The sequence below is a fragment of the Frigoribacterium sp. CG_9.8 genome, assembly GCF_015751965.1.
GTDB lineage: Bacteria > Actinomycetota > Actinomycetes > Actinomycetales > Microbacteriaceae > Lacisediminihabitans.
In genome coordinates, this window is sequence record NZ_JADOVH010000004.1 from 51,678 (window position 1) to 77,725 (window position 26,048).

Sequence of the window (26,048 nt, forward strand, 5' to 3'; positions counted from 1 at the left end):
GCCCCGAACCAGTGAGATACCGCTGGATAATCGGTCTGATACCTAGGACGGTCTCTTCGATGGGTCCGGGGAATATATAGCCGCCCGCACTATAAGCGGCCTGGTTGGCGGAGCCCCCGACGCGCGCAATGTCCAGTAGCGTAAGTCCATGGTCGGCATTAATGAGGTCGCGCGCCGGGCGGGAGTTTCCGCGGCAACAGTCTCCCGCGCGCTCAGCGGCAACGGAGCGGTTTCGGCTGGCGCGCGCGCGCGGGTCGAGTCTGCAGCCAACGATCTGCGCTATGTCGTGTCGTCCAATGCGTCAAGCCTCGCCTCCGGTCGAACACGCAATGTCGGTGTGGTGGTGCCCCACCTTAACCGGTGGTTCTTCTCCTCAGTCGTCGAGGGGGCCGAGCGCGCGCTTCTGCGCAATGGCTACGACCTCACTCTGTATAACCTCAGTGGAGGTGGTGATGAGCGCCGCAGTGTGTTCGAACACTTCCTTCGTCGTCGGCGAGTGGATGCCGTGATCGCAGTCGCCCTGGAACTCACCGAAGTCGAAATCTCCGGTCTTCTCGCTCTCAACAAGCCGCTGGTGGGTGTTGGAGGGCCGCTGGCCGGGGTGCCATCTCTTGAAATCGACGAGGTGGCAATCGCTCGACTCGCGACTGAACACTTGATCATGCTCGGTCACACCACAATCCTTCACATCGGCGGCTCATCCCAGGAAGACACCAACTTCCATATCGGAAGTCACCGCCGTACTGGCTTCGCGCAGGCGATGACCACCGCGGGGCTCCCCGTGCCCGCACGATCGATGATCTCCTCGAACTTCACCGTCGCCGGTGGCTACGCTCATGCTAAACAGGCGCTGGGTCATCCGCACCATCGTCCCACCGCCATTTTCGCCGCATCCGACGAGATGGCAATCGGAGCCCATCTTGCCGCGCGTGACCTCGGGCTCACCGTGCCGCAGGACCTCTCGATCATTGGGATCGACGATCACGAACTCGCGGAGTTCTTCCAGCTCACCACTGTCGCCCAGTTCCCAAAGGGCCAGGGCGAACTGGCTGCCGAGATTCTCATCGCCCAGCTCGAGCCGTCACGACGTGAGGAACCGGCGTTGCGTGTGACGTTGCCGTTCGAGCTCATCGTGCGGTCGAGTACTGCGCGACCGCGCGACTGACTCGCCAGTTACGCGTATTCCTACTTTACCGAGCCGGAAATCAGCCCGCCGACGATGTATTTCTGTAACAGGAGGAACACGATCATCACGGGAACCGCGGCGAGCACCGCGCCGGCAGCGAAGATGCTCCAGTTGTTGGAGAGGGCCTGCGAGACAAAACTGTAAAGGCCAACCGCGAGCGTCTGCGTGGTCGGGTCGGTGAGCATGATGCTGGCGAGTACGTATTCCCCCGTCGTAGCGATGAATGACAGCAGCCCGACGACCGCGAGTATCGGGGCGACGAGACGCAGGATGATCGTGAAGAAGATTTGCGCGTGACTTGCGCCGTCGATCTTCGCTGCCTCGTCGATCGAGATCGGGACGGTGCTGAAGAACCCGTACATCAGGTACGTGTTCACCCCGAGGGCGCCACCGAGATAGACGAAGATCAGCCCGAGCTGAGTGCCGAGGCCGAGCGCTGGAATCACAGTTCCGATCGACGACAGGAGCAGGAACAGGGCGACCACCGCGAGGAACTGCGGGAACATCTGGATGAGAATGAGCGAGAGCAGTCCGACACGACGCCCGCGGAACCGCATCCGCGAGAAGGCATAGGCAGCCATCGCGCCGAGGAACACCGTCATGCCCGACGTGATGAAGGAGATTGCCAGGCTGTTGAGGAACCAGTATGCATATGGCTGGTCGGGATTGGTGAACAGAGTGATGTAGTTGGAGAAGTCGATGGTGCCGAACAGCTGGTTCGAGCCGGCGAGAGTTCCGGCTGGGTTGAGGGATGCCGAGAGCACATAGAGCAGCGGGAACACGGCGAACACAACGGCGAAAAGCGCGATGAGATGCCGCCAACCGGTGTCACGGGCCCAGCGAGAAAAGGTGAACGGCCGCTTCGTGTGCACGTACACCCGCTCGGGTTTTGCGGCAACGGGCTGCTCTGTTTTGATCGTCATGTCAGTTGATGTCCTCCAGTGCCTTGGTGCGGCGGAATGCGATGATGGAGATGGCCCCGACGAGCAGGAAGATCAGGATGGATAGCGCGCTCGCAAGGCCGTAGTCCCGCGCACCACCCTGACCGAATGCCACTTTGTAGACCATCGTGATGAGCAGGTCAGTCGAACCGATGTCGAACGTGGTGTCGGAAAATCGCGGCCACCCCCGCGTGAGCATGTAAATCACGTTGAAGTTGTTGAAGTTAAACGCGAACGAAGCGATAAGCAATGGCGCGATCGAGACCAGGAGCAGCGGAAGCTTGATCGAGCGGAAGGCCCGCCAGGGCCCCGCTCCGTCCACCCGCGCCGCCTCGTTAAGTTCTTCCGGCAGCGACTGGAGTGCGCCGGTGCAGACCAGGAACATGTAGGGGTAGCCAAGCCAGACGTTCACGAGAATCACGCTGAACTGCGCGAGCAGCGGAGCCGTGAGCCACGGGATCTGCGCCCCACCGAACAGCACTTGGTTCACGAAGCCGAACTCGGGGTTCAGCAGGCCGGCCCAGACCAGTCCGGAAAGATAAACCGGGAAGGCATAGGGAAGGATCACCAGCACGCGATACAACTTCTTGCCGCGCAGCGTCGGATGGTTCAACACCATGGCGAGGAACAGCCCGAGCGCGAAGGTGAGCAGCACCGACATGATAGAAAACACGGAGGTCCAGATGGTCACCCGCAGCAGTGGGCCGCTCAGCTGAGTGTTGGTGAAGGCCTCGGTGAAGTTCTTAAACCCGACCTCGATCTTCCACCCCGGGGTGAGCTGCTGCCCGCCGGATGTCACGAACTCGCCCTTCCCGTCATCGAGGTATACCGCTCCCGAGCCGTCGGTGAAGGTGTCCGTCTTCTGGTCGTAAGCGAGGTCCGACTTGTACAGGTAGGCGCTGCTCGCGTCATCCGTGCGAAGTGAACCGCCGCCCGGGTCGGACGAGACAGGCACGGATATTGCGGTGATCTTCTCCTGGTCGGAAAGAACCTGGGAAAGGGTGAGCGTCTCGTAGCCGGCCAGCCCGGTGCCGGCTCCTGTGTCGTCACGGGTTGGATTCCTCGCCTCCGTCAGAGGCTGGGTGTCCGATCCGATCGAAACGACACCCTTTGGATCGGTGGCGATGAAGTAAAACTGGCCGTCTTTGCGCAGGATGTTGACCGCGTAGGTGGGCGAATCGGGTACGCGCTTCTGTGCGGCGCCCTGGATGGCGGAAATGGCATCCGCCTTAGTGCTGTTGTGGCCGTCGCTGTAGTTAGTGAAGGCGATGTAGCCGCTGAAGAAGATGACGAAGATCTGGAAGATCACGAGGAAGACCACGCCGGGCGTGAGGTACTTACCCGGCAGTCGTTTGCCCTTGCCGAGATAGATCCAGTTGATCAGCCCGGCGATGACCACCGTGACGGCGAGCGGAATCCACATCTGCAGCGCTGACATGGCGAAGACAAGCCAGACTGCGAAGGCGTCGAACAATCCGAGGAGAATAATCTTGATCACGAGGCCGAGGGTCCCCCGGTTGCCCCCGACGAATCCGGCGGCAGTGCGGCGGGATGCGGCGGTGGATGCTCGACCGCTTTGCCGTGGTTTGTCGGGGGTGGGAGGCTTCGGCACTGAAGCTGTTTTCGCCATGGTTTTCGGATACCTCGGTTGTGGGACGGTGCAGTTCAGACGGGGATGAAAAGCTGTGCCGGAGGCCGGAACGCTCGCAAGAGCATCCCGGCCTGCCGTGGAGTGTGCCTAACCGGCGATCTTCGCCTTCACGTTGGCCACTGCGGTCTTCCACACTGTGGCGGGATCACCCTGGCCCTTGATAAGCGCGAGCTCGGCAGATCCCCAGTCCGCCCAAACGGACCCCATCTGCGGGATCGATGGCATCGGAACGCCGTTGAGGCCGACCTTGCCGAACGCCTGGACGTCCGGGTTGGATGCCGAGATCTTCCTGAACGCGCTGGTCAGCGCCGGAGCGCGGTCGCCCACCTCGTAGAGCTTTTCCTGCACTGCATCGGTGCCGAGGTAGTTCACCAGGAACTTGGTCGCGGCAACCTTGTTCTTGCTCTTGGCACTGACGAAGAACGCGTTGATGCCGAGGAACGGTTGTGCAGGCTCTCCTCCGGCGCTAGGCAACGGGTCGATAGCGTACTTGATGCCGGCCTTCTTGATCGCTCCGATATTCCATGGGCCGGTCAGGAGGTAGGGAGCTTCGCCGTTCTCGAACGACGTCGCGGCGATTTCAGCGGTGATATTCGGGTTGAGGATTCCTTCCGCGCCCCAGGTCTTTAGCGCCGCGGCAAACTTCACTCCAGCGGGGTCACCAAGAGTCAGATTTGATGCGTCGTAAGAGCCATCGGAGTTCTGCGCGAACACCGACGAACCGAAGGAGGTCTGCAGCGGGTATAGGTGATAGGGGTCGCCCTGCTTCGGATCAAGACCAAGCAGGAACGGGTACTTCGCGCTCCCCGCGGCAACAGACGCCTTGCCGGTGCTGATCAGGTCGTCAAAGGTCTTTGCCGCGGTCGGTGCCAGCGCGGTGTTACGTACCATCGCAATATTTTCGATCGAGTACGGGAGGCCGTAGACGTTCCCGTCATAGGTGACAGCCTGGATGGCGACCTTCGCGTATTTGCTCGCAGAATCTCCGAGCTGGATTGGTGCGACGACGCCGTTCTGCACGTATGCGCCGAGCTTGTCATGTGGGCTCACGATGATGTCAGGGCCTTTGCCGGTGGGCACCTGGCTGATGAAGTCCTGGTCGACAGTCGCAAAGTCCTTAATGACAAACTTCACTGTCACGCCGGTGTCCTTTTTGAACTGTGTGGCAACCGCTTTGAGGGCCGGTGCGCGAAGAGCATCAGTCCACAGCGTGAGCGTCGAGGATCCCGTCGAGGTGCCGCTCGTCGTGCTTGACGAGGCCGAGCATCCGGTGAGTGCGGCAGAGCTGAGCGCGGTAATAAGGAGCGCCGCTGCGGCTATTCGGGCCTTGGGGGTCACCTTCATTGGTGGGCCTTCCTGTTCGATGTGATGGGAATTGCGCCCACCCCAAAGCAGAGGCGAGGGAAGGGGACAATCTCCCGAATTATTGCAAGCGCTTCCAGTTATAGCAAGGTGGTGAGGGAAAGGCAAGAACCCTGTTATGTCCGCTACCTTCAGGAGCCTGAACCAGCAAAAAGAACGATGGCGACCCCCAAAAGTTATCATCGGTCTACCCCCGGCTTGAAAACGCTTGCATAAAGTTCAGGCATGCTGCGACGTGCCTTTCTCCACGGCCGACAGGCGCAGCGCTCTCGCAAAGCGAGAGCCGTACAGCCCGCTCACGTAGCATGACGACATGTCAGCGCGCCCCGCTCTCGCCTATCTGGCCATTGCCCTCCCCCCGCTGATTCTTGCCGCGGTCGGCGTCACACACCCGACGCAGCTCTCCGCGTCGTCAGCTCAATACTGGCGAGACCTGCACATCGCGATCCTGCCGGGTTTCCCCCTGCTGGCCCTCGCGCCGTGGCTGGTGGCGCGCGGTGCGGGCGCCGTGTTCGCCTGGGTCGTCGGCGTTCTCGCCTTTTTCTACGCCGCGTTCTACACCGCGCTCGATGTGCTGGCAGGAATCGGGGCGGGCGCGCTGAGAGTCGACGGCATGGGGATGGCCACCGGCACGGTCTTCTCCCTCGGCGGCCGCATCGGCGAGGTGGGGAGTATTGCCTTCATCGCGGCATCCGCCATCGCGTGCGCCACGGCGATCGTGCGATCGCGCGCTGCTGCTATTGCACCGTCGCTGCTCCTGCTTGTGGGGGCGGTGCTCTTTCTTCGGGCCCACATCTTTTTTCCAGTCGGGGTAATCGGCCAACTCTGTCTCGCACTCGGCGGGGTGTGGCTGTACTTCGTTGTCGAACAATCGGGATCGGCCCGCGCCATCCTCGTTGCGCCGGTCAACGGCGCCGCGGTTCAGACCGACCAACCGATGACCTCAGCCAGAGCGCGTGGCTCGTCGATGGGCAGTCGGCAGACGAAATCCCGGCAGAAGTAGGCTGCTTCGCGATCTCGGCCAACAAACAGCTCGAACCCTCCCTCGGCGAAAGCCGCGGCCTGGGCGCGGGTCACAACGGCGACGACCAGTCCGCTGCGGTACGAGGTCCTGGCAATGGTGGCCAGCTGGGAATGGGGGTCGTCACTCACCACAACCAGTTGCTCGACCGGCCGGGAGGCAGCGGATGCCACCGCGAGTGTCGCCCCGAATGATATCGGTCGCGGCGCGGCGAGAGGCAACAGTCGCCGGATCACCCCGTCTGCAGCCTCCCTGTAGCGCACATCCCCCGTGAGCAGATGGAGCGAAACGCAGGCCCGCGCCATGGCACTCAACCCCGAGGGGTACGCCCCCTCAGATGGGTCGTGCTCGATGGCGCTCCCGTGGGCGACGAGCACCGGATCCGCCCCTCCCGGTACACCGAAAATACCGGCTCCGGCCGCATCACGGGTCTGATCCACCAGCGATCGGGCGACCGCGGCATACTGGGCGTCACCGCTGGCTGCCGCGAGCTCCAGCAGGCCGGTCGCGAGCATGCCGTAGTCCTCGAGGGTGGCACACGCCGTCGACATCCGGCCGCCGATGGATGCCCGCACGAGCGTTCCGTCGCTGCGCAGATGGCTGCCGATCACCGCGTCAGCCGCGCGCCGGGCGGCCGTGATCCACGGTGCGCGGTCGAGGGCGAATCCCGCGGTCGCGAGAGCCCCGATGGCAAGGCCGTTCCACCCGGTGAGGATTTTGGCATCGATCGCAGGAGGCGTCTGCGGCTGGCGCTCGGCGGCACTGAGTGCAAAGTACGCGCCCTCCAACCGCACCCCATCGACGGTGCTTTCGCTGTCTTGTGCGGAGGCGAAACCGCCATCCGGCTGCTGCATCACCTCGATGAGGAACCCGGCAATGCCCTCCGCGATTTCGATGGCACTATTCCGCGCCTCGGCATCGAGCTGGGCGAGCCGGGTGAACGCGGTGAGCAGCTGGGCATTGTCGTACAGCATTCGCTCGAAGTGCGGATCATGCCAGTCCCGTTTCGTCGCATAGCGAAAGAACCCGCCCTCCACGCGGTCTCGCAGCGCAGCGATGGGCTGGCTCTCTGTCACACCCTGGCCCTCTGCGACGCCCTGCCCCGAGACCGCCGCAAGGCAGCGTGAGGCAAGCCCCAAGGCAGACGAGCGCAGGTCCGACGAGTCTCTCGACGACACATCACTCGCGGCCGCGTATTCGAGCAGAAAGAGCAGCACCGGAGCGACCGGGAATTTCGGGGCACCGCCGAATCCGCCGAATCCGGCATCCTCGTAAGCGAGTAGTTCTTCGACCGCGGCGGCGAGTAGGTCCCCGACAGGCCTCTCCCCCGTGGCTTTCTCGGCTGGAGCTACGGCCAGTCGATCGGCCGACTGTCGCAGCGCGTCGGCGACCGCGGCCGCACTCGTCTCGACCTGCGGGCGGCGAGTGGTCCAGGCATCCGCAACCGCGTCGAGCACCTGCGCGAACGACGGCAGCTCCCCCACTGCGACCGGCGGCCAGTAGGTGCCTGCGTAAAATGCCTTCCCCTCCGGAGTGACGAAGACATTCAGCGGCCACCCCAGGTTGCCGGTGAAGGCTCCCGCGGCGGCGAGATAGCTGGCGTCAACATCGGGATGCTCCTCCCGGTCTACTTTGATCGCCACGAAATCCGCACCGAGGCGAGCGGCGATCACGGGATCGCTGAAGCTTTCCCGAGACATCACATGACACCAGTGACAGGTCGAATAGCCGATCGAGACCAGAACCGGCACATCGCGTCGACGCGCCTCGGCGAAGGCCTCATCACCCCATTCGAACCAGTCAACGGGATTCGACGCGTGCGAGCGCAAGTAGGGGCTCACAGCATCCGTTAGTCGATCAGCCATGCCTCCAGCGTAGGCTCGCTGTGTGTCAACGACAGCCATCACTTTTATCGGCGGCCCCACCGCCCTGCTCGAATACGCGGGTCTGCGGATCGTCACCGATCCCACCTTCGACGGCCCCCAGGTCTACGAAAGTGCTGCCGAAACCACTCTGGTGAAGACCGCCGGACCGGCCATCGCCCGGCAGGATCTCGGGCCGGTCGACCTGGTACTGCTGTCGCACCACGGCCACAAGGACAACGTCGACTGGGAGGGTCTCGAACTCATCGCGCAGGGTGTGCCGACGCTGAGCACCCGGCAGGCCGCCAATGACCTCTTCGGAGGAAGCGTCATCGGACTCGACAACTGGGAGAGCTACGACTTGGGAGCGGTCACCATCACCGCGATGCCCGCGCTGCACGGTCCACCCGGCTCGGAACCCCACGTCGGTCCCGTCATCGGGTTCATGCTCGAAGCCGCCGATGAACCGACGATCTACGTGAGTGGCGACAATGCGTCTCTTCCTCTGGTGCGGCAGATCGCCGGCCGCTTCGCCCCCGTCGACATCGCCCTTCTCTTCGCCGGGGCGGCCCGGATCGAGGCAATCGATGCCGACCTCACCCTGAATTCGACCGATGCTGCGACCGCGGCCGTGGCACTCGGCGCGCGGCTCGTGGTCGGCCTCCACACCGAGGACTGGGCGCACTTCAGCCACACACGCGCGCAACTGGAGGCGGCCTTCGATAGCACCGGCGTCCTCGTCAGCACTCCTCGTGGCGTTCGCGTCGACCTGGGCAGCTAGCGCGATTCGCTGTCGAGTGCCCGCGCGGTTTCGATGAGTTCACGGGCGTGTTGCAGCCCGCTCTCCGACCCGCTCAGGCCCGAGAGCAGCCGGGCCATCTCCTCGATCCGTTCTTCGCCCTGCAGCTGTTGCACGCTCGAGGCGGTCACCGCGCCGGCGCTGTCTTTCACCACGCGAAGGTGATTGGTGGAAAACGCTGCCACCTGGGCGAGATGGGTCACCACGATCACCTGTGCGGTGCGCGCGAGCCGGGCGAGCCGACGGCCAATCTCGATCGCCGATGCCCCGCCAACACCGGCATCCACCTCGTCGAAAATGAAAGTGGGCACCGGGTCATTCCCGGCGATAACTACCTCGATCGCCAGCATCACCCGTGAAAGTTCGCCGCCGGATGCCCCGCGACCGAGCGGGCGGGGCTCTGCGCCGGGATGCGGGGCGAGCTGGATCGCCACGGCATCCCGTCCGCTCAGGCCGTAGTCCTGCCGATCGGTGACCTCGACCGTCAACCGTGCGTTCGGCATCGCGAGGGCCACAAGCTCCTCGCTCACCCTCTCGCCGAGTTGAGCAGCGAAGTCGCGGCGCACCCGGCCGAGCTCGTCGGCGAGCTCGATAACCCTCGCACGATCGGTATCGACTTCGGCGCGCAGGCTGTCGATCCGATCGGAGTCTTGGTCGAGCTCGAGCAGCCTCGTGCTTCCACTGTCGAGGTAGCGAATCGCCTCGTCGAGGGTCGGCCCAAACTTGCGACTGATCTCCCCGAGCTCCGACCGCCGATCCTGCACGGCCTCCAGCTCCCGCGCGCTGTCGGAATCAAGACCACCGAGGTAGCTCGAGAGCTGCGCCGACACATCGGCGACGAGATAACTCGCACTGGCCAGAGCCTCGACAATCGGGGCGAGAGTCGAATCGTGGCTCGCGACGCGTTCGAGTTGGCGGCGGGCGGAATCCAATAGCCCGAGAGCATCCCGCGGCTCTATCAGATCATCGGATGACACCAGCTCATGAGCCTCGGAGGCCGCGAGCCGCAAATCCTCGAGATTGGTCAACCGGTCTGCTCGCTCGGCCAGCTCCGCATCCTCGCCGGTCTGCGGCGACACGGATTCGATCTCCGCCATCGCCTGGCGCAACTCGACAGCTTCGCTCTGCCGAGCCTCTTGCTCGGCCACGATCACGTCGAGCTCACCCTGGTTTGCCTGCCAACGTCGGTAGGTTGTCTGATAGTCATCGAGCACGCTCGATAGGGCTGCCCCGGCGAAGCGGTCGAGCGCCTCACGCTGGGCTGTCGCCGATCGCAGGCGAACCTGGTCGGACTGTCCGTGCACGACCACCAGTTGCTCCCCGAGCTCCGCGAGCACGCTGACCGGCGCCGTGCGTCCTCCGACAGTCGCACGACTGCGTCCCTCTTGCGACACTGACCGCGCGAGAATGAGCTCGCCATCGTCCAGGTCGCCGCCGGCATCCCGCACACGCTCCGCAACCGCGCCATCCGAGGCGACGAGCCAACGTCCCTCCACCACGGCAGCTCCACTCCCCCGGCGAAGCACGGAACTGTCCGACCGCTCCCCGAGAAGCAGGCCGAGCGCGGTGACCACCATGGTCTTGCCAGCTCCGGTTTCCCCGGTGATGGCCGTGAATCCCGGCCCGAGCGGAAGTCTCGCTTCACCGATGACGCCGAGATCGCGAATGAAGATCTCTTCGATCACGCGCTGCCGCCTTCGCCGTCGGCTGGACCCCGCCATCCGCTCGTCGGCAGGTTGAATTTGTTGACCAACCGGTCAGTAAACGGGCCGCGGTGCAAACGCGCAAGGCGTACAGGCACCGGTGAACGGCGCACGATTACCCGCGCCCCCGGTGGGAGGGCGTGGGTGCGGCGGCCGTCACACCAGAGCACTCCGGTGCCCTGTGTGCGCGCAAGCACCTCGACGGCAAACACGGAGTCCCGACCAACGACGAGCGGGCGGGCGAAGAGCGCGTGCGGGCTCAGGGGCACAAGCAGCATTGCTTCAAGCTCCGGCCAGACGACCGGTCCGCCGGCTGAGAACGAATACGCTGTCGACCCGGTGGGTGTCGACATCACCACTCCATCGCAGCCGAAGGACGAGAGTGGGCGTCCATCCACCTCGATCACCACTTCGAGCATCCTCTCTCGGCTGGCTTTTTCGACGGTCGCCTCGTTGAGCGCCCAGGTCTCGTAGATCACCTCGGCATCGACCTTCACTCGCACGGCAAGAGTCATTCTCTCCTCGACCTCGTAGTCGCGGGCAAGAGCGCGACGTACGGTATCGGTGAGATTGTCACGCTCGCTCTCGGCGAGAAAGCCGACGTGTCCAAGGTTCACGCCAAGCAGAGGGGCAGTACAGCCGCGGGTGATTTCCGCCGAACGCAGGATGGTGCCATCCCCGCCCAGAACAATGGCCAGTTCGACATCCGCAACCGTCACACCGTCGCCGAGCACCGCGATCGCACTGAGCTCTGGCGCATGGACAAGCACGTCGTCGTGCTCATCCGCTTTCATCACGGGCGTCACCCCGGCGGCGAGAAGCTGCCGGCAGACCGTCACAGCCGCGTCGAGGGAGTCTTGTCGCCCGGTGTGGGCGACCACGAGCATCAGGCGTTTGGACACCGATTCTCCTTTCAGGTTGCCGAGAGTCGGGAGAGAGTGTTAACCCGCTCTCTCCATTCTGTCGGATTGCTGCCCGAGAGCGTGCTGAACCAGACCAGATACTCGTGGTTCCCGGCGGCACCGAGGATTGGTGAGGAAATGAGGCCCGCCGTCGGTAGACCGAGATCCCAGGCAGCCCAGAGAACATCGCTGATCGCATCGGCCCGCAGGCCTGGGTCATGCACGATGCCCTCCTTCACGCCGGTACGTCCGACCTCGAATTGGGGCTTGATCAGCAGGATGAAGTCCACCGCGATCCCGACGGTGGCCACGAGGGCGGGCAGAACAGTGGTCAGGGATATAAAGGAGAGATCGGCGACGACGACGCTTACCCGCACCGCGTGCCCGGCAGCGGCATCCAACGCCGGCACGGTGAGTGCACGGGCGTTAAATCCCTCGATCACGGTGACGAGAGGATTGTTACCGATGAACGGATCGAGTTGGCCGTGTCCGACGTCGAGGGCGACGACCGAGGCCGCACCGCGTTCGAGCAGCACCTGGGTGAATCCACCGGTGGACGCGCCGATATCCAGGGCGCTGCGGCCGGTCACCGGAACCTGGAAAGCATCGAGGGCGGCGAGAAGTTTGTGAGCGGCACGACTCACATAGTGGTCGATCGCGGTGAGCGCGAGCACCTGGTCAGGTCCGACTCGCATGGACGGTTTGATCACGCTGCGGCCATCGACGGTGACCGATCCATCCGTGATCAATCGCGCGGCGTGGGTGCGGGAACGCGCGATGCCGCGCTCCGCAAGGGCGGCGTCCAGACGCGCGTCAGTCATGCGTGCGCGACGGTTCGCCGCCACCGTTTCGATTCCCCTCCCGAACCGATCCATCGAGGGTTGCCTGCAACCGATCGTGAATCTGCACGAATGCTGAAGCTCGTGCCTCGAGCGGCTGGTCCTCGATCACCCGCAACCGGGGCAGCAGGGCGCTCAGATCATCAGCCGCGACGAATGTCGCACCGGCAGCAGGTGCGGTGGCGGATTCGGTGGAGTTCGCGGTGGTAGCAGCGGCCGATGGCCCGTCGAACGACTCAGGAGGCATAGGCCAACGCTACTCTCACGAGTACAGCTCGGGTGCGACGTCGAGACCGTAGATGGGTAAGCCGCAGCCCCAGATCAGGGATGTTGCGGCGCGCAGCAGATCAATCGGCCGGTCGCCGGCACGATCAACGGTCACGACCGTCTTGGCCAGACGCACCGATGCGTTGCCAACGGTGACCACGGTATCCCCGCTGTTGGCGTCGACAGTGTGTACGGCGGAGGGATACGGTTCAGCTAATTCGCGGAGGTCGCCCAGAATAAAGGTGGGTCGCGACATGGCATTGGCGGCGAGCACCTGCTTGCGTCCGTCGATACCGGTGAGCACGAGCACCGACTGCATACCGGCGCGATTCGCACCGAGGATGTCGGTGTCAAGTCGGTCACCGATAAACAGTGGCGTGTCTCCACCAAACCGGCGAACGGCCTCCTCGAAGATGGCAACCTCCGGCTTGCCGGCAACGACAGGTAGGCGCCCGACCGCGTTATGCACCGCTCCGACGAGCGTGCCATTGCCGGGAGCGATACCTCGCGCTACCGGGATCGTCCAGTCCGTGTTCGTGGCCACCCACGGTCGTGCCGGGTCGTCGTTGAGAGCGAATGAGGCCTCGGCCAGATCGTTCCAGCCCACATCGGGGGCGAATCCCTGGATCACGGCAGCGGGCTGATCCAGAGCAGACCGAGTCACCACGAAGCCTGCGCCTTCGACCACCGTCGTGAGTCCTTCGCCCCCCACCACAAGCACCGTTGCTCCGGCAGGAATCAGATCGGCAAGCAAGCGAATGGCGGCCTGCGGGGAGGTGACCACATCGTCTTCAGCCGTCGCCAACCCCAGGCTCGTCAGGTGTTCTGCAACGGATGCCGCGGTGCGGGATGCATTATTCGTCAGGTACCCGATACGCCGGGTTTGCCCCGCAGCGGTGAGGCTCATCACCGCATGTTCGATCGCTGCGTCACCGGTGTAGACGACCCCGTCGAGATCAGCGAGCACAAGGTCGACACCATCGAGCGGCGTCCGCTCGCTCACTGGTTCATTCGGCCGGTCTTCCGCCTGTGCCATCAACGGATTGTTCGCTGGATGATCCTGCTTCGTCTTCTTCCTCTTCGAAAACAACACCGTCTTGGTCCTCTTCCACGATTTCAATCACGTCATCTTCTGGTTCACGGTCTCCGGCCGCAATAGCGTCCGAGGCGCGGTCGGACCGTTGCCACCACTGCTCCGCCTCCACCTCGCGACCCAGGTCCTCGAGCACGGATGCATAGGCATCGAAGAGTGCCGGGCTCCACGAAAACGCCGTGTGCGGGTCGAGCTGCGGAATTTGCAGCTCATCGAGCGCAGCATCCGTCTGCCCAAGGTCAAGACGGGCACCGGACATGGCAATTGAGAGCAACACCTGCACCTCGACCGCAAGCGAGCTCCGTACAACTGAACGACCGAGCTCAAGCGCACGGTCGGGCCGCCCGAGACCGCGCTCGCTATCCACCATGAGCGGAAGCTGATCGTCACGGCCCGATATCCGGCGGTAGGTGCGCAGCTCGCGCAGCGCAAGGGCGAAATCTCCAATCGAGTACGCCGTGATTGCCAGGGTCTCGCGTACCACCGCAATGCGCCCGGCGCGCCGCGCTGCGGACACCGCGTGCGCATGAGCGAGTGCAGGATCGGATTCAATCAACCGAGCCACCATCACAAGGTGCTGCGCCACACCGTCAGCATTCTCCTTACTCAGCGTCTTCAGCTGTGCACGGGCGATCCGATCAAGATCCTTCGGCTGAACATCATCCGGCACCACCGGGTCATCGTGACGCGAGCGAATCGACTTAGTGCCGAAGGGGTCGCGATCCTCAATCTCCTGAGCGGATCTACCCTGGTAGCCGGCACCTGCTCGATGCTCACGGGGATTTCTGGACAGGTCTGCGTCCGGACGCCCGCGCTGAGACCGGTCGCCAGTCGCGCCAACGGGTCGTGGAGCCCGCCCGGAGGCAGGTGCTCCTCGTTGCGGCCGACCGTCGTCTGAACGAGCATTGGCCGGCTTTGCACCTGGTCGCTTTGAGCGATCTTCGAAGTTGGACACAATTTACCTCTGGATCTGGTCACTGATGAAATTATGGGCACGCATACGCAGGGATGATTATTCGCGGACGTGCGGTTGGTTGTTTGCGTGCTGCACCACGCGTTGTCTCCCGCGGATGTTAAAGCAAAATGGCCACCCAACCGCGTCTATTAAACGCGATGGGTGGCCATCTTACAAAGAAGTCCGGCGGTGTCCTACTCTCCCACAAGGTCCCCCTTGCAGTACCATCGGCGCAGAGAGTCTTAGCTTCCGGGTTCGGAATGTGACCGGGCGTTTCCCTCTCGCTATGGCCGCCGAAACACTATGGATATAGGTTTCGAATTAGCCAACAGCACAGCAGATCTGGTCTCCCGAAAGAAACCATCACAACTGGTGTTGTGCTGATTCCCGACCGTACATCGGGAACCACTCAGTGGACGCAGAGCATCTCATTCCCACCGGTGCCCGAAGGCCCATGATGGGAAGAAAAGTGTTATCAAGTTATCGGCTTATTAGTACGGGTCAGCTCCATGGGTCTTTAGTCCCCACTTCCACATCCCGCCTATCAACGCAGTAGTCTAGCTGCGAGCCTCTCCCCCTAAGGGATGGAAATCTCATCTTGAAGCTGGCTTCCCGCTTAGATGCTTTCAGCGGTTATCCATTCCGAACGTAGCTAATCAGCGGTGCTCCTGGCGGAACAACTGACACACCAGAGGTTCGTCCATCCCGGTCCTCTCGTACTAGGGATAGATCTTCTCAAATTTCCTGCGCGCGCAGAGGATAGGGACCGAACTGTCTCACGACGTTCTAAACCCAGCTCGCGTACCGCTTTAATGGGCGAACAGCCCAACCCTTGGGACCTACTCCAGCCCCAGGATGCGACGAGCCGACATCGAGGTGCCAAACCATGCCGTCGATATGGACTCTTGGGCAAGATCAGCCTGTTATCCCCGAGGTACCTTTTATCCGTTGAGCGACAGCGCTTCCACAAGCCACTGCCGGATCACTAGTCCCGACTTTCGTCCCTGCTCGACTTGTCAGTCTTACAGTCAAGCTCCCTTGTGCACTTACACTCGACATCTGATTGCCAACCAGATTGAGGGAACCTTTGGGCGCCTCCGTTACTTTTTAGGAGGCAACCGCCCCAGTTAAACTACCCACCAGGCACTGTCCCAGAACCGGATTACGGTTCGTAGTTAGATATCCAAAGTGACCAGAGTGGTATTTCAACAATGACTCCACCTGAACTAGCGTCCAAGCTTCAAAGTCTCCCACCTATCCTACACAAGCCACTCCGAACACCAATACCAAGCTGTAGTAAAGGTCACGGGGTCTTTCCGTCCTTCTGCGCGTAACGAGCATCTTTACTCGTAGTGCAATTTCGCCGAGTTCGCGGTTGAGACAGCTGGGAAGTCGTTACGCCATTCGTGCAGGTCGGAACTTACCCGACAAGGAATTTCGCTACCTTAGGATGGTTATAGTTACCACCGCCGTTTACTGGGGCTTAAATTCTCAGCTTCGCCTTGCGGCTAACCGTTCCTCTTAACCTTCCAGCACCGGGCAGGCGTCAGTCCGTATACATCGTCTTGCGACTTGGCACGGACCTGTGTTTTTAGTAAACAGTCGCTTCCCACTGGTCTCTGCGGCCGTATGGTGCTCCAGGAGCAAGTCCTTTCACACCGCGGGCCCCCCTTCTCCCGAAGTTACGGGGGCATTTTGCCGAGTTCCTTAACCACGATTCTCTCGATCTCCTTGGTATTCTCTACCTGAACACCTGAGTCGGTTTGGGGTACGGGTGACTTGAACCTCGCGTCGATGCTTTTCTTGGCAGCATAGGATCACTGATTTCGTCCGTAAGGACTACCCATCGGGTCTCAGGCTATGTGAACGACGGATTTGCCTATCGTTCGCCCTACATCCTTAGACCGGGTCAACCATCGCCCGGCTCAGCTACCTTCCTGCGTCACACCTGTTAATACGCTAAACGCACCAGCATAGGGTCGCACGCTAGGCCCCACGCTTCACCCCGAAGGGATCCATCTAGGGGATTCAGATGCTTAGCATTACTGGATTATCTTGGGCGGTTCTTCGTCAGTACGGGAATATCAACCCGTTGTCCATCGACTACGCCTGTCGGCCTCGCCTTAGGTCCCGACTTACCCAGGGCGGATTAGCCTGGCCCTGGAACCCTTGTTCTTTCGGAGGACGGGTTTCTCACCCGTCTTTCGCTACTCATGCCTGCATTCTCACTCGTGTGGCGTCCACGGCTGGTTTACACCGCCGCTTCACTCGCCACACGACGCTCTCCTACCACTCCGTACGCCTGGACCCACAAGTGGGCCGGGCTACTATACGAAATCTACAACTTCGGTGGTGTGCTTGAGCCCCGTTACATTGTCGGCGCGGAATCACTTGACCAGTGAGCTATTACGCACTCTTTCAAGGGTGGCTGCTTCTAAGCCAACCTCCTGGTTGTCTATGCAACTCCACATCCTTTCCCACTTAGCACACGCTTTGGGACCTTAGTTGGTAGTCTGGGTTGTTTCCCTCTCGACGATGAAGCTTATCCCCCACCGTCTCACTGCTGCGCTCTCACTTACCGGCATTCGGAGTTTGGCTAACGTCAGTAACCTTTTGGGGCCCATCAGCTATCCAGTAGCTCTACCTCCGGCAAGAAACACGCAACGCTGCACCTAAATGCATTTCGGAGAGAACCAGCTATCACGAAGTTTGATTGGCCTTTCACCCCTATCCACAGCTCATCCCCTCCATTTTCAACTGAAGTGGGTTCGGTCCTCCACGACGTCTTACCGTCGCTTCAACCTGGCCATGGATAGATCACTTCGCTTCGGGTCTAGACCCAGCGACTATTTCGCCCTATTCAGACTCGCTTTCGCTACGGCTACCCCACTCGGGTTAACCTCGCCACTGAGCACTAACTCGCAGGCTCATTCTTCAAAAGGCACGCTGTCACCCCTACTAAGGAGGCTCCAACGGTTTGTATGCAAACGGTTTCAGGTACTATTTCACTCCCCTCCCGGGGTACTTTTCACCTTTCCCTCACGGTACTTGTCCGCTATCGGTCTTCTGGGAGTATTTAGGCTTATCAGGTGGTCCTGACAGATTCACACGGGATTTCTCGGGCCCCGTGATACTTGGGATACTTCTTCAGCCATTGCGACATTTCGACTACAGGGCTGGCACCATCTATGGCTGGGCTTTCAATCCCATTCGTCTATATCGCGTTGTAACTGTTGCAGTACGGCAGTAACTGCTAAAAAGTCCCGCAACCCCGACCATGCAACGCCTGCCGGCTATCACACATGATCGGTTTGGCCTCTTCCGGTTTCGCTCGCCACTACTTACGGAATCGCTTTTGCTTTCTCTTCCTGTGGGTACTGAGATGTTTCACTTCCCCACGTTCCCTCTATCCGCCCTATATATTCAGGCGGAAGTCACCAGGTCGTATTACTACGCCTGGCGGGGTTTCCCCATTCGGAAATCCTCGGATCAAAGCTCTATTATCAGCTCCCCGAGGCTTATCGCAGATTTATACGTCCTTCTTCGGCTCCAGAAGCCAAGGCATTCACCGTTTGCACTTAGAAACTTGATGACAAAATTACACAAAGAACAGCAACGCATTGAATGAACAATACTCTTTGCTAGATCTTTATTGAAGAGATCAACCCATCATCACGAGAGGCGACCAAGGTCACCAAACATATTGACAGGCAGTCTCTAAGATGCTCGCGTCCACTGTGTAGTTCTCAAAATACGGGCAGTACTGCGTCTTACCTGTGCTTGCCGCTTCATAACCACGTCTATTCAACGCGGCGATGGGCCGGTAGTTCGCCAGGGATCGAAGTCCGCGGGCCGTGATAACTGACATCCGAAGATGCAGTTACCAGTGGGTCCGTGAGGTCGGTATCCGAACATCCCCGAAAGGAGAGCCGGCCCGGTCCCTCAGGACCCAACAGCGTGCAAAAGACCAGACTCAAGATTTGAAACGTTCCGTGCCTGCTGCAAGCAACAGGCTGTACTGGTTTGACAAATTTCTTATCTGGTCACAATGTCAATGTTCCACCCATGAGCGCCACCAGGTACCTGTCGACCCGAATGGGCCGTTGGTGATCTGTAATGGCTTGGCATCTCTGATCTCCCTGTATACAGAGGAGAGATGCACGTGCTCCTTAGAAAGGAGGTGATCCAGCCGCACCTTCCGGTACGGCTACCTTGTTACGACTTAGTCCTAATTACCGATCCCACCTTCGACAGCTCCTTCCTTGCGGTTAGGCCACTGGCTTCGGGTGTTACCGACTTTCATGACTTGACGGGCGGTGTGTACAAGGCCCGGGAACGTATTCACCGCAGCGTTGCTGATCTGCGATTACTAGCGACTCCGACTTCATGGGGTCGAGTTGCAGACCCCAATCCGAACTGAGACCGGCTTTTTGGGATTCGCTCCACCTTGCGGTATTGCAGCCCTTTGTACCGGCCATTGTAGCATGCGTGAAGCCCAAGACATAAGGGGCATGATGATTTGACGTCATCCCCACCTTCCTCCGAGTTGACCCCGGCAGTCTCCTATGAGTTCCCACCATTACGTGCTGGCAACATAGAACGAGGGTTGCGCTCGTTGCGGGACTTAACCCAACATCTCACGACACGAGCTGACGACAACCATGCACCACCTGTATACCGACCTTGCGGGGCGACTGTTTCCAGCCGTTTCCGGTATATGTCAAGCCTTGGTAAGGTTCTTCGCGTTGCATCGAATTAATCCGCATGCTCCGCCGCTTGTGCGGGCCCCCGTCAATTCCTTTGAGTTTTAGCCTTGCGGCCGTACTCCCCAGGCGGGGAACTTAATGCGTTAGCTGCGACACAGAATCCGTGGAATGGACCCTACATCTAGTTCCCAACGTTTACGGCATGGACTACCAGGGTATCTAATCCTGTTCGCTCCCCATGCTTTCGCTCCTCAGCGTCAGTTACGGCCCAGAGATCTGCCTTCGCCATTGGTGTTCCTCCTGATATCTGCGCATTCCACCGCTACACCAGGAATTCCAATCTCCCCTACCGCACTCTAGTCTGCCCGTACCCACTGCAGGCTGGGGGTTGAGCCCCCAGATTTCACAGCAGACGCGACAAACCGCCTACGAGCTCTTTACGCCCAATAATTCCGGATAACGCTTGCACCCTACGTATTACCGCGGCTGCTGGCACGTAGTTAGCCGGTGCTTTTTCTGCAGGTACCGTCACTTTCGCTTCTTCCCTACTAAAAGAGGTTTACAACCCGAAGGCCGTCGTCCCTCACGCGGCGTTGCTGCATCAGGCTTGCGCCCATTGTGCAATATTCCCCACTGCTGCCTCCCGTAGGAGTCTGGGCCGTGTCTCAGTCCCAGTGTGGCCGGTCACCCTCTCAGGCCGGCTACCCGTCGTCGCCTTGGTGGGCCATTACCTCACCAACTAGCTGATAGGCCGCGAGTCCATCCTTGACCGAAATTCTTTCCAACTCCTAGCCATGCGGCTGAAGCTCGTATCCGGTATTAGACACCGTTTCCAGTGCTTATCCCAGAGTCAAGGGCAGGTTACTCACGTGTTACTCACCCGTTCGCCACTAATCCAGGGAGCAAGCTCCCTCTCATCGTTCGACTTGCATGTGTTAAGCACGCCGCCAGCGTTCATCCTGAGCCAGGATCAAACTCTCCGTAAATGTTTGATTGCACGACATCTCAAGGATGCCGGCACATCTAGTGTGTCAAGCCACCGGAATAGGCGGACAAGACACAAGTTTGAAACTGACAAGAACAAACCAAACCGAATAAATTCGGACTGACTTGCTTGTTTTGTTTATATCTTTTTCCAAAGGAATCTCCTCTGCGGCTCCTGCCTAGAAAAGGCAGCACCTACAGACGAGGTTTTTGGCATTTGACATTGTGCACGCTGTTGAGTTCTCAAGGATCGGATGCTCCTGGTTTTCACGCTGCCGCTTCTACCCAGGGCCATACCAGTGCGGTGGACCATACCTAAGATATGGAAACAGACCGCGATAAAACTTGTGTCAGTCACCTTCGCTCTCGCGCCGGGCAACCAGTAAAACTTACCATCTTCGCGATTTTTGTCAAATCAACATTCACAGCGGTGAAGGCCTGTGAGACTGATCCGACATCATCTCGAGGTGGGTCTCCCATTCTAGGATTTGAAGGTGGATTCCTGCAAGAGGATCTTCACTGTGTGACCTAGATTTGGTCCCGCTTGAGGCCCTAAGCGCTTGGCGCTTTTGGAACCTTTGGGGTGACAAGTAAGAAGATTACGTGTCCTGTAGGGGACGGTCAAATTACGCCTGCAACCCGGGCGTGTCGCCCATGTCCACCAGGTTTTGCAGGCGTGAATGCCATGCACATCCACGCGCCAAGCAGTGCACTGCAGCAGCAATGCACTGCAGCGGTGATTCAGCGAAGCGGCGTCATGGGCGTCTCGACGAAGATACCGGCGAGAGTTTTCTTGCCCCGACGAAGAACTGCCATACCGCCCGCAAGCGTGTTGCCCTCGAGGGTGAGCACCGCATCCCCGACCTTGGTGTTGTTGAGATAGACCCCACCCTGTTCAACAGCCCGCCGCGATTCACTGAGACTGGCGGCCAGACCAGTGTCGACAAGCAGTTGCATAACCGAGGTGTCAGCGGTCGTTGTGGTGTTCGGGAGCTCGCGAAGCGCGGCCTCGAGCGTGTGCGGATCTAGATCGTGCAGCTCACCCTGGCCGAAGAGCGCCGCGGATGCCGCGATGGCCGCACTAGTCGCATCCATCCCGTGCACCAAGCTGGTCACTTCGAGGGCAAGGGCCCGCTGTGCGTGCCTGCGGAACGGTTCGCTCTCGACCACCCCCCCGAGTCTGTCGATTTCGACGCGGCTGAGGAAAGTGAAAATCTTCAACCGCTCGATCACGTCAGCATCGTCAGTGTTGAGCCAGAACTGGTAAAACGCATAGGGACTCGTCAGTGCGGGATCAAGCCACACCGCATTGCCCTCGCTCTTGCCGAACTTCGTACCGTCGGTATTGGTGATAAGAGGTGTGCCGATAGCGTGCACCGAGACCCCCTCGGCTTTACGGATGAGGTCAGTACCACTGACGAGATTGCCCCACTGGTCGCTCCCCCCGGTCTGGAGCACGCAGCCGAAGCTGCGGTAAAGCTCCAGGAAGTCCATCCCCTGCAGCACCTGATAGCTGAACTCGGCATAGCTGATTCCCGCGTCGCTGTTGAGTCGCGCGGTAACGGCATCCTTCTTGAGCATTGTGCCGACCCGGAAGTATTTGCCGACATCCCTCAGGAAGTCGATCGCGCTGAGGGGAGCAGTCCAGTCAAGATTATTGACCAGGCGAGCGGCATTGCTCCCCTCGAAACTCAAGAACTTCGATACCTGCGCCTGAAGGTAGCCGACGAACTCAGCCACCGTCTCCTTCGAATTGAGAGTGCGCTCTGCAGTCGGCTTCGGATCGCCGATGAGGCCAGTGGATCCACCGACCAGTGCAAGGGGCCGATGTCCGGCGAGTTGGAATCGCCGCATCAGGAGCAACTGCACCAGGTTTCCGAGGTGAAGGCTGGCGGCTGTCGGGTCGAATCCGCAGTAGTAGGTGACCGGCGCGCCTGCCAAGAGCGACCGCAACTCGGCGCGATCAGTAGAAACATGGACAAGCCCACGCCAGAGGACCTCATCCCAGACCGTCTCGAACGACTCATCATTGCGCTGGGTGGACAGGGCTTCAGATACTGGCACGACCCAAGAATACCAATGGAGCATTTGATCAGTATGTCGCCGCCGACTAAAATCAGGCCTCTGGGGTTGATTTTGCAAAATCAATTACCTAGGGTTGATTTGTTCGGATCAATCCCCCAAGGGGTCGGAGGCATCGGTGTTCGCGATCACCGCGGATCAGGTCGACAGTCGACACCGGCCGGATATCGCCGCGGAGACGATGCTTGCGCTCGAGACACTGCTCAGCACTGGACTGGTGTTGCCGGTTGATCGCACGGCGGGCGACGAGATTCAGCTGCTTCTCTCAACATCCGACACCGCCCTGAGTGCAATTCTCGCACTCACCAGGCACGGCCGGTGGAGCGTGGGATGCGGAATCGGCGGGGTGACTCTGCCCTTGGCGCGCAGCGCACGAGAAACCGGCGGTGCTGCATTCGTCGCCGCGCGCGAGGCAGTGAACGAGGCGAAGAAACGGGATAGCCGATTCGCGCTGCGCAGCCCGGCGAAGACCGAGGCTGCGGATGCCGAGGCATTTGTGGACCTCCTGTTGCAACTGCGGGCACGACGCAGCGCTGAAGGCTGGGAGATGTGCGACCTGCTTATCGCCGGTACAAGCCAGGCCGAGGCGGCGAAGCTGCTCGGGATCACACCCCAGGCTGCGAGCAAACGTGCACGGGCTGCGGCGCTCCGCATCGAATTCGCCGCGAGGTCGCCCCTCGAACGTAGGCTTTCTGCCGTAGATGCGTCCGCTGGCGAGGTGGCTGGGGATGAAAGGCGTGCCAACGAGAGGCAGATACCGTGATCGTGCAGGTCGTGCTCTGGGTCGTGGCGATCGTCGTGATCGCCTCAGCCGTGGCGATCTGCATCACTGCAATCCGATTTGACAGGCCATCCCTCGCGCTGCTTTCTACGCCACCCGTAATCGTGGGACTTGTCGGGGTTGCCTTGGGGTCGGGTGTTCCCGCTCCCAGCACTGTGGTCGCCGTGATCGCCGGCATCCTCCTCGCGCTGCTCGGCATCATCGGCGGGAGCCCGATTACCAGCGCGGTGCTCAGCTTCTCCTGTCGCGGGAACGTGCCGTCAGTGGATGGTGCGCACGGCGGAATCGTCGTAACCGAGGGGACCGCACCGGGGATCCGTCGCGCTGAGGTGCTGCGCGGTGGCACGATCATCGGCTTTCTCGAGCGGCTCGCGCTGATCGCGGCGATTGTGCTCGGCCGCCTCGAGATCGTGGTGGTGTTGATCGCTGTGAAGGGACTCGGCCGGTTCTCCGAGCTGGACAGCCCCGAGATCCGCGAGCGATTCATCATCGGTACCCTGGTCAGCCTGATCTGGGCGGGCGCGTGCGCGTTGCTCATCGTGCTCTAACGCATGACTCGGCCCTAAAGGGTCACCTTCGCATGTTCCGAGGCTTCTCGAGCGTGTGAAATTGACACCTCGCCTCAGGGTTCGGGGAGAAGATGCAGGGTTCGGGGAGAAGATGCAGCTTTCGGGGAGCAGTTGGAGCATGGAATGACTCACGCCGGGTGAGCCGGACCGCGCTTGGGCAGGTGGGCCCGGTATGGCGAGACGCTGCGCTCGCCTGGAAGCCAGAAACGCCACGGATAGTCGTGGGAACCTCCCGCACCGGACACTCCCGTTCGCGGCCCGGTCTCGAAAGGTAGTGGATGAGGCGCCAGGGTCAACTCGAACGGCGACGCAGCCAGATCCGCTCCCCCGTCGTCGAGCGTGATGCCGAGCGCTACGACGAGGCGGGCTGGCCCGCGGGCCAGATCGGCATGCGTCTTCGAGGTCTGCCGCCGATCGCGGGCGAGCTCGATGCCGTCGATCACCTCGGCTCCGCGCAACAGCACCGCAGATGCTGTTCCCGCGGGGGAGCAGGTCACGTTGGCGCAGACATGCATGCCATAGGTGAAGTAGGTATACAGACGAGCGGGCTCGCCGTACATCACCGCGTTGCGCTTGCCCGGTCCGCGATAGGCGTGGGAGCCGGGATCCGCCTCCCCCAGATAAGCCTCAACCTCGGTGACCCGCACGGCGACCGAGCCAGCAGCAGTGCCGTGGCGTAACACCGCCCCGAGCAGCAGTGGCGCGACTTCGACCGCCGACGCATCGAAGAACCGCCGGTCGAATATGCGGGGGTTGGTCAGAAGAGTCTCGCACCGCTGGTGACAAACAGGACCGCGGCGATGACTGCGAGCACCGTCGCCACTGAAAAAATGCTCCACATCACAATCTTCTGGATGCGACTCTGTTCCGGCCTCGGCGAACGGTTGTCTTTGCTGAGGGTCATTGCCAGACCTCCCTGAGGGATCGAACGCGACGGGTGAGCGCCGCGAGTTGTTCGGCCACCCGCTGAGGTGCGGTGCCGCCAGCCCCGGTTCGGCTGCCGATCGACCCGCTGACGGTGAGCACACTGCGCACACCGGGGGTGAGGTGCGGTGAGATCGACAGGTAATCGGCATCCGTCGGCTGGTCGAGTTCGAGCCCGCGCTGCTCACAGAAACTCACCAGGGAGCCACTGATTTCGTGTGCCTCACGAAACGGAACACGCTGGGTGACGAGCCACTCGGCCACGTCCGTCGCGAGAGAAAAGCCCTGCGGAGCGAGTTCTGCCATCCGGTCGGTGTCGAAATTGAGAGTTGCAACCATGCCGGTGAAAGCGGGGAGCAGCACTTCGAGGGTCTCCACCGAGTCGAAGACCGGCTCTTTATCTTCCTGGAGGTCGCGGTTGTAGGCGAGCGGAAGACCCTTGAGCGTGGCCAGCAATCCGGCGAGATTGCCGATCAGCCGGCCCGATTTGCCGCGGGCGAGCTCAGCGATGTCGGGATTCTTCTTCTGCGGCATGATCGATGACCCGGTCGAATACGAGTCGTGAAGGCTGACGAAGCCGAACTCGCGGGTGTTCCAGAGGATGATCTCCTCGGCGAAACGGGAGAGGTTGATGCCGACAAGCGAGAGGACGAAGGTGAACTCGGCCACGATATCGCGGCTTGCAGTCGCATCGATCGAATTCTCCATCGGGCCGACAAGACCGAGCTCGGTTGCGACCAGTTGGCCATCGAGGCCGAGGGAACTACCGGCGAGCGCGCCGGATCCATAGGGCGAGAAGGAGGCCCGCGCTGCCCAGTCCCGCAGGCGTTCGAGGTCACGCACGAGCGGCCACGCGTGAGCGAGAAGGTGATGGGCGAGCAGCACCGGCTGCGCATGCTGCAGGTGCGTGCGGCCCGGCATCGCGGCATCCGGATGCGCCTCGGCCTGGGATGCGATCGCGTCGATCAGGTGGGTGAGAAGCTCAGCGATCGACTGCGCGTGATCGAGCAGGTACAGGCGCACCAGGGTGGCGATCTGATCATTGCGGCTGCGTCCGGCGCGCAGCTTGCCGCCGAGTTCGGGACCGGCGATGTCGATCAGGCCGCGTTCGAGCGCTCCGTGCACGTCTTCGTCGGACTCGCGCGCGGCGAACGAACCATCGGACCAGGCCTGGCGCAAGGTTTCGAGAGCGAGATCCATCGCCACGTGCTCATCGACCGTGAGGTATCCGGCCGCCGCGAGCGCCTTGGCATGGGCCCGCGAACCGCGGATATCGTAGCCGCCGAGTTGCCAGTCGAACTGTGTCGACTTGCTCAGCCGGGCGAGCTCAGGCGATGGTCCGGAGGCGAAACGAGCGCCCCACAGTGCGCCCTCGGTGGTGACACCAAGATCATGGTCGCGGTCCGTCTCGCCGGTCACGA

General features: G+C 61.2%; 19 protein-coding genes and 3 rRNA genes. 5 read left to right on the forward strand and 17 right to left on the reverse strand.

Going from position 1 to position 26,048, the window contains the following annotated elements; all coding sequences use genetic code 11:
- The first annotated feature begins 148 nt into the window (after nt 1–148).
- Nucleotides 149–1,165: a LacI family DNA-binding transcriptional regulator gene (locus IWX88_RS09555; RefSeq protein ID WP_196829722.1), complete on the forward strand. Its 1,017-nt coding sequence runs from the start codon at nt 149–151 to the stop codon at nt 1,163–1,165.
- 20 nt (nt 1,166–1,185) lie between these two features.
- Here IWX88_RS09555 and IWX88_RS09560 read toward each other — a convergent pair whose 3' ends face one another.
- The 3 genes from IWX88_RS09560 to IWX88_RS09570 all read right to left on the reverse strand — a co-directional run bounded on the left by IWX88_RS09560 (nt 1,186) and on the right by IWX88_RS09570 (nt 5,122).
- Complete coding sequence (locus IWX88_RS09560) at nt 1,186–2,109, reverse strand: sugar ABC transporter permease (RefSeq protein ID WP_196829724.1); 924 nt, start codon at nt 2,107–2,109, stop codon at nt 1,186–1,188.
- 1 nt (nt 2,110) lies between these two features.
- Complete coding sequence (locus tag IWX88_RS09565; RefSeq protein ID WP_196829726.1) at nt 2,111–3,757, reverse strand: ABC transporter permease subunit; 1,647 nt, start codon at nt 3,755–3,757, stop codon at nt 2,111–2,113.
- Between the two features lie 108 nt (nt 3,758–3,865).
- Complete coding sequence (locus tag IWX88_RS09570; RefSeq protein WP_196829728.1) at nt 3,866–5,122, reverse strand: maltose ABC transporter substrate-binding protein; 1,257 nt, start codon at nt 5,120–5,122, stop codon at nt 3,866–3,868.
- Between the two features lie 331 nt (nt 5,123–5,453).
- Here IWX88_RS09570 and IWX88_RS09575 point away from each other — a divergent pair, with 331 nt between their 5' ends.
- Nucleotides 5,454–6,143 carry a hypothetical protein gene (locus IWX88_RS09575; RefSeq protein ID WP_196829730.1) on the forward strand — a complete coding sequence of 230 codons (690 nt, stop codon included), beginning with the start codon at nt 5,454–5,456 and terminating at the stop codon, nt 6,141–6,143.
- On the opposite strand, the gene IWX88_RS09580 is transcribed toward IWX88_RS09575, so the two are convergent.
- Nucleotides 6,062–8,026 carry a thioredoxin domain-containing protein gene (locus IWX88_RS09580; RefSeq protein ID WP_196829732.1) on the reverse strand — a complete coding sequence of 655 codons (1,965 nt, stop codon included), beginning with the start codon at nt 8,024–8,026 and terminating at the stop codon, nt 6,062–6,064. The genes IWX88_RS09575 and IWX88_RS09580 overlap by 82 nt on opposite strands.
- Before the next feature lie 22 nt (nt 8,027–8,048).
- Between IWX88_RS09580 and IWX88_RS09585 the strand changes: the two genes are divergently transcribed.
- Nucleotides 8,049–8,804, forward strand: a complete 756-nt coding sequence (locus IWX88_RS09585) for an MBL fold metallo-hydrolase (protein ID WP_196829734.1) — start codon at nt 8,049–8,051, stop codon at nt 8,802–8,804.
- Here the strand turns inward: IWX88_RS09585 and recN are convergent.
- From recN to tyrS, 10 genes are all read right to left on the reverse strand, one after another.
- Complete coding sequence (gene recN, locus IWX88_RS09590; RefSeq protein WP_196829736.1) at nt 8,801–10,507, reverse strand: DNA repair protein RecN; 1,707 nt, start codon at nt 10,505–10,507, stop codon at nt 8,801–8,803. The two genes, IWX88_RS09585 and recN, sit on opposite strands and share 4 nt — an antisense overlap.
- Nucleotides 10,504–11,412 (reverse strand): NAD kinase, encoded by a 909-nt coding sequence (locus tag IWX88_RS09595; protein WP_196830123.1) that lies wholly within the window; start codon nt 11,410–11,412, stop codon nt 10,504–10,506. The genes recN and IWX88_RS09595 overlap by 4 nt, the downstream gene beginning before the upstream one ends.
- Before the next feature lie 26 nt (nt 11,413–11,438).
- Nucleotides 11,439–12,248: a TlyA family RNA methyltransferase gene (locus IWX88_RS09600; protein ID WP_196829738.1), complete on the reverse strand. Its 810-nt coding sequence runs from the start codon at nt 12,246–12,248 to the stop codon at nt 11,439–11,441.
- Entirely contained in the window at nt 12,241–12,513 is a 273-nt protein-coding gene (locus tag IWX88_RS09605; protein WP_196830177.1) for a hypothetical protein, read from the reverse strand. The genes IWX88_RS09600 and IWX88_RS09605 overlap by 8 nt, the downstream gene beginning before the upstream one ends.
- Nucleotides 12,514–12,528: 15 nt before the next feature.
- Complete coding sequence (locus tag IWX88_RS09610; protein ID WP_370568289.1) at nt 12,529–13,536, reverse strand: HAD-IIA family hydrolase; 1,008 nt, start codon at nt 13,534–13,536, stop codon at nt 12,529–12,531.
- Between the two features lie 4 nt (nt 13,537–13,540).
- Entirely contained in the window at nt 13,541–14,299 is a 759-nt protein-coding gene (locus IWX88_RS09615) for a hypothetical protein (RefSeq protein ID WP_370568290.1), read from the reverse strand.
- A gap of 463 nt (nt 14,300–14,762) precedes the next feature.
- A 5S ribosomal RNA gene (rrf, locus tag IWX88_RS09620) occupies nt 14,763–14,879 on the reverse strand.
- Between the two features lie 173 nt (nt 14,880–15,052).
- Nucleotides 15,053–18,173: ribosomal RNA gene (locus tag IWX88_RS09625) — 23S ribosomal RNA — on the reverse strand.
- Between the two features lie 581 nt (nt 18,174–18,754).
- Nucleotides 18,755–20,273: ribosomal RNA gene (locus IWX88_RS09630) — 16S ribosomal RNA — on the reverse strand.
- Together the 16S, 23S and 5S rRNA genes form the textbook arrangement of a ribosomal RNA operon.
- A 739-nt stretch (nt 20,274–21,012) precedes the next feature.
- Entirely contained in the window at nt 21,013–22,335 is a 1,323-nt protein-coding gene (gene tyrS / locus IWX88_RS09635; RefSeq protein WP_370568291.1) for a tyrosine--tRNA ligase, read from the reverse strand.
- A gap of 136 nt (nt 22,336–22,471) precedes the next feature.
- Between tyrS and IWX88_RS09640 the strand changes: the two genes are divergently transcribed.
- A complete protein-coding gene (locus IWX88_RS09640; protein WP_196829745.1) occupies nt 22,472–23,116 on the forward strand; it encodes a DNA-binding protein in 645 nt (214 codons plus the stop codon).
- The gene (locus IWX88_RS09645; RefSeq protein ID WP_231369136.1) at nt 23,113–23,682 is read left to right on the forward strand and encodes a hypothetical protein; all 570 of its coding nucleotides are present in this window, start codon (nt 23,113–23,115) and stop codon (nt 23,680–23,682) included. The genes IWX88_RS09640 and IWX88_RS09645 overlap by 4 nt, the downstream gene beginning before the upstream one ends.
- 149 nt (nt 23,683–23,831) lie before the next feature.
- Here the strand turns inward: IWX88_RS09645 and IWX88_RS09650 are convergent, their stop codons facing one another.
- From IWX88_RS09650 to argH, 3 genes are read right to left on the reverse strand one after another with little or no spacing between them, the layout of a single operon-like run.
- Nucleotides 23,832–24,449: a DNA-3-methyladenine glycosylase gene (locus tag IWX88_RS09650; protein WP_196830127.1), complete on the reverse strand. Its 618-nt coding sequence runs from the start codon at nt 24,447–24,449 to the stop codon at nt 23,832–23,834.
- A gap of 11 nt (nt 24,450–24,460) precedes the next feature.
- Entirely contained in the window at nt 24,461–24,607 is a 147-nt protein-coding gene (locus IWX88_RS09655; protein ID WP_196830179.1) for a hypothetical protein, read from the reverse strand.
- Nucleotides 24,604–26,046 (reverse strand): argininosuccinate lyase, encoded by a 1,443-nt coding sequence (gene argH, locus IWX88_RS09660; protein WP_196829747.1) that lies wholly within the window; start codon nt 26,044–26,046, stop codon nt 24,604–24,606. The genes IWX88_RS09655 and argH overlap by 4 nt, the downstream gene beginning before the upstream one ends.
- Nucleotides 26,047–26,048: the final 2 nt, after the last annotated feature.

Coding starts and splice junctions, on each gene's coding strand:
- IWX88_RS09555 (WP_196829722.1), top strand. CDS start 149: ATGGTCGGCATTAATGAGGTCGCGCGCCGGGCGGGAGTTTCCGCGGCA.
- IWX88_RS09560 (WP_196829724.1), bottom strand. CDS start 2,109: ATGACGATCAAAACAGAGCAGCCCGTTGCCGCAAAACCCGAGCGGGTG.
- IWX88_RS09565 (WP_196829726.1), bottom strand. CDS start 3,757: ATGGCGAAAACAGCTTCAGTGCCGAAGCCTCCCACCCCCGACAAACCA.
- IWX88_RS09570 (WP_196829728.1), bottom strand. CDS start 5,122: ATGAAGGTGACCCCCAAGGCCCGAATAGCCGCAGCGGCGCTCCTTATT.
- IWX88_RS09575 (WP_196829730.1), top strand. CDS start 5,454: ATGTCAGCGCGCCCCGCTCTCGCCTATCTGGCCATTGCCCTCCCCCCG.
- IWX88_RS09580 (WP_196829732.1), bottom strand. CDS start 8,026: ATGGCTGATCGACTAACGGATGCTGTGAGCCCCTACTTGCGCTCGCAC.
- IWX88_RS09595 (WP_196830123.1), bottom strand. CDS start 11,412: ATGCTCGTGGTCGCCCACACCGGGCGACAAGACTCCCTCGACGCGGCT.
- IWX88_RS09600 (WP_196829738.1), bottom strand. CDS start 12,248: ATGACTGACGCGCGTCTGGACGCCGCCCTTGCGGAGCGCGGCATCGCG.
- IWX88_RS09605 (WP_196830177.1), bottom strand. CDS start 12,513: ATGCCTCCTGAGTCGTTCGACGGGCCATCGGCCGCTGCTACCACCGCG.
- IWX88_RS09655 (WP_196830179.1), bottom strand. CDS start 24,607: ATGACCCTCAGCAAAGACAACCGTTCGCCGAGGCCGGAACAGAGTCGC.